This is a genomic window from Algoriphagus yeomjeoni (genome assembly GCF_003259505.1).
GTDB lineage: Bacteria > Bacteroidota > Bacteroidia > Cytophagales > Cyclobacteriaceae > Algoriphagus > Algoriphagus yeomjeoni.
This window is the reverse complement of record NZ_QLLK01000012.1, coordinates 102,317-117,162: the sequence shown is the minus strand read 5'-3', so window position 1 is coordinate 117,162 and position 14,846 is coordinate 102,317. Positions and strand designations below refer to the sequence as shown.

11 protein-coding genes are annotated in these 14,846 nt (G+C 40.7%); 5 read left to right on the top strand and 6 right to left on the bottom strand.

The genetic code is table 11. The features are described 5' to 3' along the window. Positions 1-48 precede the first annotated feature (48 nt). From metG to LV83_RS17790, 3 genes are all read left to right on the top strand, one after another. Positions 49-2,109 (top strand): methionine--tRNA ligase, encoded by a 2,061-nt coding sequence (metG, locus tag LV83_RS17800; RefSeq protein WP_111612916.1) that lies wholly within the window; start codon positions 49-51, stop codon positions 2,107-2,109. 143 nt (positions 2,110-2,252) lie between these two features. Further along, positions 2,253-2,651, top strand: coding sequence for a nucleotidyltransferase substrate binding protein (locus tag LV83_RS17795; RefSeq protein WP_111612915.1), 399 nt, complete (start codon positions 2,253-2,255; stop codon positions 2,649-2,651). A gap of 7 nt (positions 2,652-2,658) precedes the next feature. Beyond that, positions 2,659-2,967 carry a nucleotidyltransferase family protein gene (locus tag LV83_RS17790; RefSeq protein ID WP_111612914.1) on the top strand — a complete coding sequence of 103 codons (309 nt, stop codon included), beginning with the start codon at positions 2,659-2,661 and terminating at the stop codon, positions 2,965-2,967. Between the two features lie 157 nt (positions 2,968-3,124). Here the strand turns inward: LV83_RS17790 and LV83_RS17785 are convergent, their stop codons facing one another. Continuing rightward, positions 3,125-4,030 (bottom strand): YitT family protein, encoded by a 906-nt coding sequence (locus LV83_RS17785; RefSeq protein ID WP_111612913.1) that lies wholly within the window; start codon positions 4,028-4,030, stop codon positions 3,125-3,127. A 262-nt stretch (positions 4,031-4,292) separates the two neighbouring features. Between LV83_RS17785 and LV83_RS17780 the strand changes: the two genes are divergently transcribed. Both LV83_RS17780 and LV83_RS17775 read left to right on the top strand, forming a co-directional pair. After that, positions 4,293-5,717: a circularly permuted type 2 ATP-grasp protein gene (locus LV83_RS17780; protein WP_111612912.1), complete on the top strand. Its 1,425-nt coding sequence runs from the start codon at positions 4,293-4,295 to the stop codon at positions 5,715-5,717. A 15-nt stretch (positions 5,718-5,732) separates the two neighbouring features. After that, a complete protein-coding gene (locus tag LV83_RS17775; protein WP_111612911.1) occupies positions 5,733-6,719 on the top strand; it encodes an alpha-E domain-containing protein in 987 nt (328 codons plus the stop codon). Between the two features lie 107 nt (positions 6,720-6,826). On the opposite strand, the gene LV83_RS17770 is transcribed toward LV83_RS17775, so the two are convergent. From LV83_RS17770 to LV83_RS17750, 5 genes are read right to left on the bottom strand one after another with little or no spacing between them, the layout of a single operon-like run. Next, positions 6,827-7,963 carry an AEC family transporter gene (locus LV83_RS17770; protein ID WP_111612910.1) on the bottom strand — a complete coding sequence of 379 codons (1,137 nt, stop codon included), beginning with the start codon at positions 7,961-7,963 and terminating at the stop codon, positions 6,827-6,829. A gap of 15 nt (positions 7,964-7,978) precedes the next feature. Next, positions 7,979-9,148 (bottom strand): pyridoxal phosphate-dependent aminotransferase, encoded by a 1,170-nt coding sequence (locus LV83_RS17765; RefSeq protein WP_111612909.1) that lies wholly within the window; start codon positions 9,146-9,148, stop codon positions 7,979-7,981. Between the two features lie 48 nt (positions 9,149-9,196). Continuing rightward, a complete protein-coding gene (locus LV83_RS17760) occupies positions 9,197-9,640 on the bottom strand; it encodes a hypothetical protein (RefSeq protein ID WP_111612908.1) in 444 nt (147 codons plus the stop codon). 35 nt (positions 9,641-9,675) lie between these two features. Then, positions 9,676-11,136: a SusD/RagB family nutrient-binding outer membrane lipoprotein gene (locus LV83_RS17755; protein WP_111612907.1), complete on the bottom strand. Its 1,461-nt coding sequence runs from the start codon at positions 11,134-11,136 to the stop codon at positions 9,676-9,678. 29 nt (positions 11,137-11,165) lie between these two features. Further along, on the bottom strand, positions 11,166-14,645 hold the full coding sequence (locus LV83_RS17750) for a SusC/RagA family TonB-linked outer membrane protein (protein ID WP_111612906.1): 3,480 nt from the start codon (positions 14,643-14,645) through the stop codon (positions 11,166-11,168). Positions 14,646-14,846: the final 201 nt, after the last annotated feature.

Genomic DNA, 14,846 nt, shown 5'->3' with positions numbered 1-14,846 from the left:
GAAATTTTTCTTCAAAGCAGATTTCCTATTCCGAATCTTAGATTGATCATGAGCAATACCAATTTCAAAAGATATACCATCACCTCAGCACTTCCTTATGCCAACGGCCCACTTCACATTGGTCACTTGGCTGGATGTTACATTCCCTCAGATATTTATGTGCGCTATTTGCGGAGCTTGGGCAAAGACGTAGCCTACATCTGCGGTTCGGATGAGCATGGAGTAGCGATTACCATCAAGGCCAAAAAGGAAGGTAAGACTCCACAGGAAGTGGTGGATCACTATCATGAGATCATGAAGGGGAGTTTTCAGGAGTTTGGGATCAGTTTTGATCACTATTCCCGCACTTCTGCGCAGATCCATCATGAGACTGCTCAGGGATTTTTCAAGGATTTGTATGAAAAAGGCGAGTTCCTGGAGCAAAGTACCGAGCAATATTACGATGAGGAAGCCAATCAGTTTTTGGCGGATCGTTATATTGAAGGAACCTGTCCGAAGTGCGGCAATCCAAATGCCTATGGCGATCAGTGTGAGAAATGTGGTAGTTCGCTTAGCCCAACAGATCTCATCAATCCCAAGTCAAAACTAAGCGGGAGAACGCCGGTTTTGAAAGAGACCAAGCATTGGTTTTTGGACTTGGCAAAGTATCAGAGCTTTCTGAAGAAATGGGTACTTGAGGACCACGCTGACGATTGGAAAAACAATGTACTGGGACAATGTAGATCTTGGTTGGAAGCTGGTGATGGCTTGCAGGCTAGATCTATGACCCGTGATTTGGACTGGGGAATCAAAGTGCCATTGCATGACGCGGAGGGCAAAGTCCTTTACGTTTGGTTTGATGCACCGATAGGATATATCTCTTCTACTAAAGAGTGGGCTTCGGAAAAAGGAGTCGATTGGGAACCGTATTGGAAAGATAAAGACACCAAGCTGGTGCACTTTATCGGAAAAGATAACATCGTGTTCCATTGTATTATTTTTCCTGCTATTCTCAAAACTCACGGAGACTACATATTACCAGATAATGTTCCGGCAAATGAGTTCTTAAACTTGGAAGGAGACAAGATTTCTACTTCGAGAAACTGGGCGGTTTGGCTTCATGAGTATTTGGAAGAATTCCCTGGTAAGCAGGATGTGCTCCGTTATGTGTTGACAGCGAATGCTCCTGAGACAAAGGATAATGACTTTACCTGGAAGGATTTTCAGACTAGAAACAATTCAGAGCTAGTTGCGATTTACGGGAATTTCGTGAATCGTGCCGTGGTGTTGACACATAAATACTATCAGGGAATCATTCCTCAGCGCGGTGAATTAACTGGTTACGATCAGGAGGTTTTGGATGCGTTGGCTGAATTTCCTGAGAAAATTGCAGCCTCCATCGAGCGTTATAGATTCCGTGAAGCATTGGGAATTGTGATGGATTTGGCTCGTCTTGGCAATAAATACCTTGCGGATACCGAGCCTTGGAAAGTCATCAAAACTGACGAAACCCGAACTGCAACCATTCTAAATATTGCCTTGAATATTGCTGCAAATCTGGCGATTGTATCAGAGCCATTCTTGCCATTTACTGCTGGGAAACTGGTTGAACTTTTTGGGATGGAAAAGATAGATTGGTCCGAAGCTGGTCAGGGAGAACTCCTGAAAGCTGGGACTTCCTTAGGCGAGATGGGTCTACTTTTCGAAAAAATCGAAGATGTAACCGTAGAAAAACAAGTACAAAAATTATTAGATGCCAAGAAGATGAATGAAGCTGAAAATGCACCCGTAACACCTATGAAAGAGATAATCACTTACGATGATTTTGCGAAGCTTGATATGAGAGTAGTGACAATTTTGGAAGCGGATAAAATGCCAAAATCCAAGAAGTTACTGAAGCTGAAAGTAGATACCGGGCTAGGTGAAAGAACAGTCCTTAGTGGTGTGGCTGAGCATTTCGAACCTGAGTTTTTGGTAGGAAAGCAAGTAACCATGTTGATTAACCTTGCTCCACGTAAGATGATGGGTATCGACTCTGAAGGTATGATTCTAATGGCCGAGGACAAAGACGGAAAGCTGAAGCTGATGGTGCCGCATGAGGGCACAGCTAGTGGATCGGGAATTTCTTAAGTAATAAGATTTAAGGATCAAGTAGCTAGACTTGAGAATTTGGATTTTAGAACCAAGAGTCAAGATATTGAAAGGGGCGAACAATGATTCGCCCTTTCTCAATTTATAACATACATCAAATTATTCCTTAAATTGATTTCTGTATGGAAAATGATATTCGTTGGAAGCAAAGATTTGAGAATTTTGAAAAAGCAGTGAAGCTTTTGGAAGAAATTCAATCACTTGATCTCGCTAAAACTTCTCAATTAGAGAAAGAAGGGATTATTCAGCGATTTGAATTTACCCTTGAGTTGGGATGGAAAACGCTTAAGGATAGAATGGAGTCTGATGGATTGGTTCTTACTCAGATATCTCCTAAAATGGTTGTGAAGGAGGCTTTCAAGGCTAAATATATTGATCAAATAGAAGTCTGGCTCGACATGATCAATGATCGTAATTTGCTTAGCCATACGTATGATTTCGCCGTTATGGAAGAGGTGATTCCAGATATCCAGAAGAAGTATTCACCAGTACTTTCTGCACTTTTTATGACATTATCTTGAATATCATATGATGAAATTTGGCTTATCAAATTCAGCGCACGATATTTTAATAGGCATTTTCCGAAAGTATCCGCAAATCGCTCATGTGCTCGTCTATGGTTCTCGTGCCAAAGGTAATTACACTAGCAGAAGCGATTTGGATCTAGTTATTGCCGATCAGGAGATTGATCGATTTACCCTAGGGAAAGTGCTTGCGGATATCAATGAAAGTGATTTTCCACATACAATTGATTTGCAAAGTTTAGATCGTATTCAGAACGAAAAGCTGATCGATCATATTCGTCGCGTTGGAAAAACCTTTTATAAAAAGGTATGACTTTCTGTAAAGCAGAGAAATCGTTCAGGTAAAATTAATAGTTGAGAAACAGATAATAAAACCAAGAGCCAAGAACTCGACTGCAATTCGAATTTCTTGGCTCTTTTCTCTTGGCTCTAAAATCTTAGTCTTGATACTTGAGTCTAGCTACGAATGTCTAATGCAACGGCCTCTTCTTGATCATCCCACCTTTAGTATCCTTGATAGGGTATTGAATCACAAATGCTTTAGCGTCAATTTTTTCGATTTCCACCAGCATTTTGGTGACTTCCAGTCGGGTGATTACGCAGAATAATACTTTCCTGTCTGGAAGTTGGTTGGCTTTGTCACCATAGCCTCCATCTGATTTTAAGACAGTGACTCCACGTCCTAAATCAAAGGAAATCATTTGTTTGATGGCTTCATTGTGCGAAGACATGATCATTACCCCTAGGTATTCTTCCACTCCATTGATGATAAAGTCAACTGTTTTGGAAGCAGAAAAATAAGTCAGCATGGAATACATGGCTGTTTCCAAATCCACGAAAATCGCTGCTATGATAAATAGGCAGACGTTGAATACGGTAATAAAATCACCAACAGTTAAGCTAGATTTTCTACTTACGGAGATTGCCAGAACTTCCGTCCCATCGATTACCGCTCCTCCTCTGATGGCGAAACCTATTCCACTTCCCAAGAAAAAACCTCCAAATACGGCTATCAATAATTTATCTGCAGTGATGGCTGGGACTTCAATAAAATGTACGAGTAGAGCCAAACCAAAAATAGCCAACGTGCTCTTAATTGCGAATGGAACAGATACCTGCTTTGCTCCCAATAAGATAAATGGTAAATTGACTAAAATGATTAAAGCTGAGAGGTTTACCGGAGTGAGCATTTCCAAAAGTAAAGACATACCCATTGCTCCGCCGTCGAAGAAACCATTGGGAAGTAAAAATCCTTTCAAGCCAATACTTGCCATCACCACCCCTATAGCGATGAATAGTCCATCTTTGACTTGTCTCCAAACCGTAATACGTTTCACAAGAGAGTTGTCCTGTATTTTTAAAAGTCTCTTAACCATGGTTCGAAATTAGAGTTTTTTAATCAACTGTTGTCTTTATAAATTTTCCCATCCCGAAAATTAATACTTAACTTAAGAGAGGAAAGTGAGGTGGGTTTAATGTTGATCTAATTAAGGAATTGGTAATTATTGAGCTGTATTATTGATTATTTTTGTTGATAATATGGAATTTGATAAAAATACGAACCTATTTTATTATTTTTTTTGACAATTAGGCTTTTTCATCTATCTTTTTGAGGCTTGTTTTATTTTAGATAAACTTATGAAGACTGACGGATATAACGCAGGAGAGCATTACGATGAAATGATCTCTGAAGACGGGAAGATTAGAGATCATTATGATGAATTTTATAGTCATCTGAAAAAGACGAGCTCTAGAAAAATGAATCATCTCCAACATTCTGCAAACCAAACGCAGCGATCCATGGGGATGACTTTTAACGTCTATCACGATAATCAAGGAATGGAGAAAATCCTCCATTTAGATATTATTCCGAGGATTATTCCTAATTCAGAATGGCAAAAGTTAGAAGCTGGTTTGAAGCAAAGAACTCAAGCTCTTAACATGTTTTTGCAGGACATCTACAATGAGCGCAAAATCCTTAACGATGGAATAGTGCCATCAGAGCTTATTCTGAAAAGTAAGGATTATCTGGAGCCTTGCATTGGTCTTACTCCTCCAAAAGGTATTTGGTGTCATATTACCGGTACTGACCTGGTGAAGGCAAAGGATGGAGAATACTATATTTTAGAAGATAACCTAAGATGCCCATCCGGGGTTTCTTATATGTTGGAAAGCCGTGAGATAATAAAACGTGTGTATCCTGATATATTCAATCAGAAAGGAGTGATGCCGGTTTCCAATTATCCTACGAAACTTTTGAAAATGCTTCAAAACCTGTCAGATAAGCCAAAACCTGTAGTAGGAGTTCTGACACCAGGAATATATAATTCGGCTTACTACGAGCATTCTTACCTGGCCTTGCAAATGGGAGTGGAATTAGTAAATGGCGAGGATTTGATTGTTGAAAACAAAAGGGTCTATATGCAGACTACCAAAGGCTTGCAACAGATAGATGTCCTGTATCGAAGAATTGACGATACGTTTTTGGATCCAGAGACCTTCAATCCAAAATCAATGTTAGGAGTTCCGGGATTATTCGAAGCCTACAAAGCTGGAAATATTGCCTTGGCAAATGCTCCTGGGACAGGTGTAGCAGACGATAAGGCGGTTTATGCGTATGTGCCAAAAATCATCAAATACTACCTTGATGAAGAGCCTATATTGAATAATGTACCAACCTATCTATGTAGAGAGAAGGAAGACAGGCAGTACGTACTTGATAATATTGAAGACTTGGTGGTGAAAGAAACCAATGCTGCTGGTGGCTACGGGATGTTGATTGGTCCAAAAGCTACTCCAGAGGAACATACCAAATTCAGAGAGTTGGTGAAGAGTAACCCTACCAATTACATTGCTCAGCCTACCTTATCACTGTCAACTGTCCCAACTTTGACTGATGAGGGCATCAGTGGGCGGCATGTGGATTTGAGACCTTATATTTTATATGGTCAAGAAATAGAGGTGATTCCTGGCGCGCTAACCCGTGTAGCACTAAAGAAAGGATCATTGGTAGTGAATAGCTCCCAAGGTGGAGGAAGTAAGGATACTTGGGTTTTATATTAAACAAACAGAAAGCATATGCTAAGTAGAGTAGCAAATAGTATTTATTGGCTGGGAAGATACCTGGAGCGGGCAGAGAACTATGCGCGATTTATAGATGTCAATTTCAATTTGATGCAAGATCTGCCTATAGATCTAAAGGAGCAATGGCATCCTTTAATCGCGGCGACTGGTGACTTGGATCTTTATGAGAAGAAATGTAAAGGCTATGAGAGAAATGAGGTCTTATTCTTCTTGGGTTTTGACGCTGAAAACCCAAACTCCATGCTCTCTACCATCAAAAATGCCAGAGAGAATGCGAGAATCATTCGAGAAAATCTAAATAAGGAAACTTGGGAGAAAGCCAATGAGCTCTACTATATGATGCAAGATGGCTTAGAGAAAAAGGTGTGGAAAAAAGAAGATCCAAGACCATTTTTCGAAAAGGTGAAAAATCAGATTTTGTTGATCTATGGCATAGCCGACAGCAGTGTAGCTAGGGTAGAAGGTTGGTATTTCAGACAGCTGGGTCAATACCTCGAACGTGCAGATAAAACTTCCAGAATATTGGATGTTAAATATCATATTCTTCTTCCATCAGACCAGCAAGTCGGGACGCCGCTTGATTTTCTTCATTGGATGGCTTTGCTCAAATCAGTGACAGCCTTCAATACCTACAGAAGATTATATGGAAATATAGAATCAGCAAATGTTGTGGAATTTTTAGTGCTGAATAAATATTTTCCAAGATCGATTTACTACTGTATTAAAGAAGCCGAGAAATGCCTTCACAATATTTCTGGAAATCTAGGTGGGGGATATATGAATTCATCCGAGAAGGCAATCGGTGAATTGCGTTCGAAGCTAGAGTTTGCAGAAGTAGGAGAGATTATAGGGTTTGGCCTACACGAATATCTTGATAACCTTCAATTGAAAATTAATGCTATTTCCAATAATGTGGATGCCAATTTCTTCAGGATCAGAGATAATCATACCCATCAAAACCAAACCCAGACACAGAGTTGATAGGTTCTGATAAAAGCTTGTTCAATAAGTATAAAAAATGCCCAAACAAATTGCTTGGGCATTTTTGGTTACTAGACCTATCGGTTATTCAATTAACCTAAATCGTATTATTCAACTGAACTGTCTTTTAGTACTTTTTCTCTCAAATTATCAAAGCTGAAATCAGCATTTTTAATTAACTGAATTGCTTTTGGAATTAATGCAGCCCCGACAAGCATCCCGCCAATGGAAAGGATATGAAGTGGAGCAGTGAAATAGCTGCCAGATGTAAAAACACCTAGAATCAACAAGGTGCTAAACGGCATTGATACTGCTAAAACGTTGATTCCCAAGTCAAGATCAAATGTTGGATTTTCCTTTTGGGCGTCATTTTCATATTCAAGCTTTCGGACAGCAGACATATGTGCAAAAGGCCAAAAACTCACTGCACTCTGAGGAAATACTACAGCAAGTAAGACTGCTGCCTCAGAAGGCATAGGTACAAGCCAGATGAATAATCCGCTTAGTAAGAAAGTGAACCCTGCTCTGAAAGTGAGAATAGATGCAATCATGCGAAGCTGATCCCATTTGAAAACCACTGCAATTCCAATGAATATGAGAACTAATGGAGTCATCATATCCTTCATCATCAGGATGGATGAACTAAGGAACGCTGGCATGCTTTCCATATGTAATCCAAAGCTCAGTAAACCAATAGCTACCAAAATTACCAGGTTGATTGGTTCACTTACCATCGCTAAAAGCAACTCTTTGACTTTTTGACCATTCGATTTAGCTTTTATCTTTTGGTTTTTGTAGTACCAAGACATAGCTAATAAATAGGCTAGGACTAATACAAATAGTTTGTTGCCGATATCAGCCAGCGCGGCCCAAGCCAATACATCATCTCCCAGGTATTCTACAATAAACGGGAAACATGTTAATCCTGGAGCAAGAGAAGGGAGAAGCAGCATCAGTGTTCGCATTGCCGGACTATCTGCTTTGATACCAAAGAATGGAAGCGAGAACTTGGTAATGATGATCATTACTATGTTAAAGATCAAAGCCAATACCGGTAGAATAAGTAAATCCGGATTGATTTCGATTTTCAACAAAGCCACAAAAATCATTGCCGGTAAGGCTATGTTTAGAATTATGGTTTTTAACCCCTTTTTCTGATCCTCATTTTGTAGTTTTTTCTGGAGAAATATCCCAATAACTATCAACAGAATCAGCGATAGAGTCTTCTGAAGTGCAATACTCATACGATTCTCTACTTACTAGGCTGTCACTTTTTTGAAAGCGTCTACGAAAATTTCCATTTCTTCTTTTGTGCCCATGCTTACTCTACACCATGGTTTGTCGTCGATATTGAATACGCGAATACCAACTCCGCTATCATACATGCCTTTCATGAAAGCTTGTCCTTCCATGCGAATAGGGAAGATCATGAAGCTTGTGTGTGATGGGATAATATCATATCCTAGTGAAGCGATTTCACCTTTGGTGTATTCTCTACAATCGGTGTTCATGTTTCTACAGCTCGTGATGAAACTTGGATCTTTCATGCTTGCAATGGCTCCATTGAGCGAAGTGACACAAAGCCCCATGGTGCTTCTTACTTTAGAAGTAATGCTTTCGATTCGCTCTGGAAGTGCAACCATGTATCCGATTCTGAGTCCAGCCATTCCGTGAACTTTTGAGAAAGTTCTGGCTATGATTACATCCTTTCCTTCGGCTACCAACCCTACCATGCTGCTTTCTTCTGGTTTGTCAAGGAACTCCAAGTATGCTTCATCTACGAAAACAGGCGTTTTTTCAGAGACAGTTGAGCAGAATGCTTTGAGTTTTGTAGCGTCTGTGATGGAGCCTGTTGGGTTATTCGGATTACAGATATAAACCAAATTAGTCTCCGAATCCACCGACTTTGCCATTGCCTCTAAGTCATGCTGATAGTCGCCTGTCAATAGTGAAGGCTTCCAGGTGGCACCGAGTTTTTGCGCTGTATTCATCAGTGACATGTAGGATGGATCCGCTGATACGACATTCCCACCATTCATGAACTGAACGAATGCAACTTTTTCCAATATATCTGATGAACCTGGAGATAGCATAATGTGATCTGGGGTCACACCTTCTTTCTCTGCGATCATATCGATTAGAACTTTTGCTTCTCCATGACCATATCTATTTCCTAAGGAAATAGAGTCAGAGATGGCTTTAATTACTTTAGGCGAAGGGCCATAAGGGTTTTCATTGGCATTTAGTTTGGCAACTATCCGTGCTTCATTGTAATTAAACATTGGAATGTGCTCATTTAGAATAGAATCTGGCTGATATGCGGCCAATGCTTTATTTTTTGGTAGAGCAAAAGCTGGAGCGACAGCCATTGTTCCCATTGCCATTAGGCTGGATTTGATCCAAGTTCTTCTGTTGATAGAATTGTTCATAACGATTTAATAAGGTTGTTAATAGATTTTTTGATTTTATAGATAGTGTTAATTGACTCTTACGGTGTGGTATTTTCTAAAAGGGACATTTTTATAGGTGCCTGCGAATTCTAACCTGACTTGATTTCCTGGCTTTGCGTCTGCTAGGCCTAGGTCTGCCCAAGAAACTACTAAGGCGGCACTTCCATCTGAGTCAGTGGTCAGTTTTGCCACTTCATTTGTGTTGTTGATAAAAACAGCAATGTTCAGATTAGGTACAGGGATAGAGTCAATACCTTTGGTGTGATCTAGAATGTTTGTTTTGTCCAGCTCAAGGAATTTGGACCCAACTGTTACTGAGGAGGAAGCGCTAAAAGAGGTCCCGTTCAGTAGAACCAACACTGGTGATGCTACATTTGGAGTGACCAAATCTTCCGCTTCCACGCAAGATTGAGTGAAAGCAAGTGTGGCGAATGCTGCCACTACTAGGTAAATATTGAATGACTTTTGCATATAAAATTGAGTTGAATGATTAGAGGATGATTTGATTATTCTACCCACCAAAGTGGAGTTCTCATATTGTCGGATCCGCCTAGTTTACTCACGCCCTCGTCCAGATTGGCTTTGTTGAGAGAGTATTCTGAAGTAGGGTACTCAATTCTGGTAGGAAGTACACCTTCGTTGGAAAACACAGAGCTTGGATGTGGAGTAGACATCATAGGATAGCCTGTTCGACGGTATTCATTCCATGCCTCAACGCCTTGTCCAAACAGAGCAATCCATTTTTGAGTCATGATACTCTCTTTAGTTACCCCGCCTATTCTGCTCATATAATCACCTGGCATGGTTAATCCTTGCTGATGGAATGATGCTTTTATTGCGCTTTCAAGAAATGCAGCAGCATCCCCATCTATATCTCCATCCAATGCAGCTTCAGCTTTGATGAATTCCACTTCAGCATAGGTCATCAAAACACTGGGAGCCGTAGGGTCCAAATATTTAAGTCCAATTCGTGAAGCGTTGAAGGTGCCAGCTGCGGCATCTGTGAGTCCATTTGGCAATCCAGCATAGGAACCATCTTCTAATGGCTGCGCATAAACTGTGATTCTTTCGTCGTCTAGTTCAAGTAGCTTACTGATGAGCGTAGTACTAATATTCCAATCTGATCGGGTGGAGAATACATCAAACATTTTGTTTCTGCTCCCAATTACATCGTAGTGCACTAGTTCAGCTGCCTGAGCATTACTCTCGATGATAGGGTATTTTACAGGGTCAGAAAGAATCTGCGTCATGATGGCACTAGATTCTGCAGGTTTTTTAGCTGCTTGGCGGTTTGCTATTCTCAAGGCAAGAGAATTCGTGAAGCGCTTCCACCTCATGATATCCCCGTTAAATAGTATATCCCCAACAACCTCTGGTCCCGATGTAGAAAGAAGGTCGTTTGCCTCCATTAAATCAGCTAAAATGCCAGCATAAACTTCCTCCATGGAATCGTAAGCGGGAGAATTAATAGCTTCTTCGGCTGTTCCTTTGAGAGATTCAGAATAAGGTATAGGGCCAAATACATCAGTGAGGTATGCAAAAGAGAAAGATTGCATGGTCATCGCTATCCCTAAGTAGTTGGAGTTTTCATATTCAGCTCCAGCTGTTGTTAGGGATTTAACCCGTTCGAAATTGATCAGCGATTCATTGTAAATACTATTCCAAGTGCCTGAAGAAATAGTAAGCGGTATTTCATAACTGTCTCCTTCAGCATTGATATAGATGTTTCTGGATAAATGTTGGATCCAACACATAGCGGCATCTATATTCAGGCGCTGGTATCTGGTACTGTGTCCCCAGTATCTGTCAACTACAACTTGTATTGCATTTGGCAGAAGGAGGGAAGGAGAAATAGAAACTGGATTGTTTGGATCGGTGTTGGTTTCTTCAAAATCTTTGGTGCAGGATGTAAGCGTACCAAAAGTGAGAAGAAGTATAGCGATGGTTGATTTATATAGTCTTTTCATGATAAGTTCTTAATAGGTAGGAGATTAGATCAGAATGTCACGTGAAGATTGAATCCCAAATTGCGGGTAGAAGGCATTTCTCCATATGAGAACCCTTGTCCGTTTCCGCCTTTGTCATCAACTTCTGGATCCATGTGGGGATGGTTCTTGTAAAGCATCGCCAGATTTCTTCCCACAAATGATAGCTTCATAGTTTGTATGAACTTATTGCCCAGGAAGTTTTTAGGGAATACATATCCCACAGACAGTTCACGAAGTTTTACATAAGTCCCGTCAAAAATTCCTGATTCATGGTAGGTTCTCGGATTCTGAGAATTCCAGAATGTTCCAGTGCTTGCTATGACATCATTTGGCACATAAACAGGTTCTTCTGAAGTGCCTATATTTTTTACACCTTGACCTATAACACCTTCTTCTCGACCGATAGCTGTTTCAGTATATTGTCCTGTTTTTCTGGCAAGACCAGTTCCTACATCGAAAATATCTCCGCCCATTTTCACGTCAATCAATGTGTTGATCTCTAATCCTTTATATGAAAATGAGTTGCTCCATCCGCCTATCCAGTCAGGCTGAATGTTACCCAAAATATGAGTCCCGCTTGCCAAAACTGGCAGGCCATTATTATAGATGATTTCTCCTTCAGGACTACGCTCATATCTTCTTCCATAAAGAGAACCATATGGCTGTCCAACCCTTGCTTCTGAAGTCAATGAGTTTTGAGTTGCTAAAATGTAGTTCTCCAAACCTTCGGCTAGTTCAACCACCTTATTCCTGTTTCTTGCAAAATTGAAAGCCGTGTACCAGCTAAATCCAGATGCAGTACTTATAGGAGTGGCGTTAATTGTCAGTTCAATCCCTTGGTTTGTGATCTCACCAGCATTAAGAATTTGGCTGGAATAACCTGAAGCTGTGGAGATAGAAACTGCTAAGATTTGATTGACAGTCGACTGGTGGTAATAGGTGAAATCAATACCGGCTCGTCCTTCAAAAAACCTCAAATCTAAGCCTACCTCTTTCCCGGTGGTTATTTCAGGTTTTAATGTTCTATTGGCTATTTCATTGGACTCAGCATAGGTAGGGGTAGTACCTGCCCAAAGACCTTCTGAAGAATAAACTTGATTTAGCAAATAGGGATCTGCGTCGTTACCAACTTGTGCTATACTCCCTCTTATTTTAGCAAAGGATAGAAAGTCTGACTGAACATTGAAAATGTCAGTTAGAACAGCACTCAATGCTACAGATGGATAGAAGAATGAATTGTTGTTGGTCGGTAAAGTACTAGACCAGTCATTTCTACCTGTTACATCTAGGAAGAGGTAATTGTTGTATCCGAATTGTGCAGACCCGAATACACTATTCACTACTTGTTTTCTGATGGTACTTGAAGGGGTGACAGGGCTTGCGTAGTTACCTAAGTTGTAAAGCCCATCTATTGTCAGCTGTCCTACATTCACCGAAGTGCTTTTGTAGTTATTTACTCTATTATTTGCTCCAGCTTGGATTTTTAAGGAAAGCCTTGGAGACAAATCCTTGTCGAAAGTCAAGATTACATCACTATTGGTTTCCTGACTGTTCAGAACTGCTTCAGTGTAAGATCCAAACCTTTTGACATTGTTTTTGAAGCTTTCAGCGCTGTTGATGTTGATGCGGGTATCTGACCAATAATCAGTTCCTGATCTTGCCATGATGCTGAAATTCTCATTTATGTCATAATTAAGTGCGATGCTACCTACTAAGCGGTCTTTCTCGTTGGAGTTTGGTAGATACTTTTGGTTGAAAAAGGGATTTGAAAAGTATTCGTGCTGCCAGTTTGCGTATGGATAGTTATCTCCTGGTCGGAAGGTTTGTCTTTGGATTTCATAGTACTCTTCCCAATTTTTCAGCTTGGTGTAATCAGTATGTCTGTGAGCCCAGATAAAGTCCTGGCTACCTGTAAAACCTCTGTTGTCTGATCCTGATTTTATGTATTCTGCATTTACACTCATTTGAAGTTTAGGGACAAACTTGTAGGAAGTGTTCAGCTTGAAGTTGTTTCTATAGTAGTCATTGTCAGCCATTATACTTGTCTGATCCAGTCTACCTATAGCAAGCCGAAAGCTGCCTTGTTCATTTCCTCCCGAAAGGGCAATTGTATTGGTTACGCTTTGTCCGGTCTCCCAAAAATCTTCCCAGTTGTTTGGTTGTGGAAGCAATGGCACACGCTCTGGAGCTGAATACCATAGAGGAACTAAACTACCATCCATCGGTGCTCCCCAGCTTTCATCTACACCCGCCGTTCCTCTAATCCCATCTGCATCAAAACCGTTTCTTCCATCTACGTACCAAGTTCTATAACCAGAACCTCCGCCATACGTATTCTGGAAATTTGGTTTAACTAATGGATTGTCCATAGTCATATTGCTATTGAACTCAATGCCAATTCCTTTGGTCCCTGAGCCATTTTTAGTAGTTACCATGATGACACCGTTTGCAGCACGTGAGCCGTACAATGCGGCAGCTGTGGCGCCTTTTAGAATAGTCATTTCCTTGATGTTGTCAGGACTGATTTCAGAAAGCCCGTTTCCGTATTGCCTGCTGGAAGTTTGCTCTAGCGGTACTCCATCCACTACCACTAGTGGTTGGTTATTGCCAGCTACAGAAGATGAACCTCTAATGACTACATGAGCGCCACTTCCTGGCATAGAATTGCCTGTTACTTGTACACCGGCGACTCTACCTGAGAGGCTGTTTGCTACGTTAGAAGGACGTGATTCTGTGAGAGCACTACCATCTACACTTTGGGTGGAATAGCCTAAGGCTTTTTTATCTCTTTCAAGTCCAAAAGCTGTCACTACCACCTCATTGAGTGCCAGATCAGAAGATGCTAATTCGATGGTGAAAGTTGATGTAGATCCCACCGTTATTTCCTGCGTGGTGAATCCAATGAAGGAGACCATAAGAATGGGGTTCTCAGTTTCGTCATTAAGAGTGAGTGAGAATTTCCCGTCAATATCAGTGACAGTGCCGTTCATTGTTCCTTTAATGAGAATACTAGCCCCTGGAATTGGGACTTGATCATCATCTAGTACAATACCTTCAATGGTTCTTTCTATATTCTCAACAGTCCTGGTGGCTATTTGGTAGCTAAAATTGTTTGCAGGTTCTGTTGGTGTTGTGGGTGCTGTGGTCTGAGAAGGTTCCAGCATATAAAAGTCTCCTGCACCTTTTCTGTAATTGATCTGACTTCCTTTAAGAATACGTTGTAAGTTTTCCTCTGCAGTTAGTTTGGAGTTAATAGCAGCAGGAATTTTTGTTTCAGGATCTACTAAAGAAGAAGGGTAGGCTATGGAAATAGCATAAAGATCCTCAAGTTCTTTAAGAGTTGATTCTAGATTTTTGTTTACCGACTTCACATTAGAAGTTGGACCTTTGGCAAATTGTGTGAGATTTTGGCCTTTTGCAGAGATTGGGAGTGCCAGCACTCCTGTTACCCCGGCAACCAATAGATAACGGGTAAATTTGATGAGCATAGATTAATAGGTTAGTGGTTAGAATGATTACTCGCGTTTATTTTGGGCTAATTGCTAATCATTCAATTACCTGAGTTTGGTTAAAACCTAGGTATCACTAGTGTAATTATCCAGCTTCAGGATTATCCAAAGCTGTTTGCTCGAACTAAAATTTCTATTGTAAATGGTTTGCTTACGATCCGGCCGAAAGGAAAGCGGTAC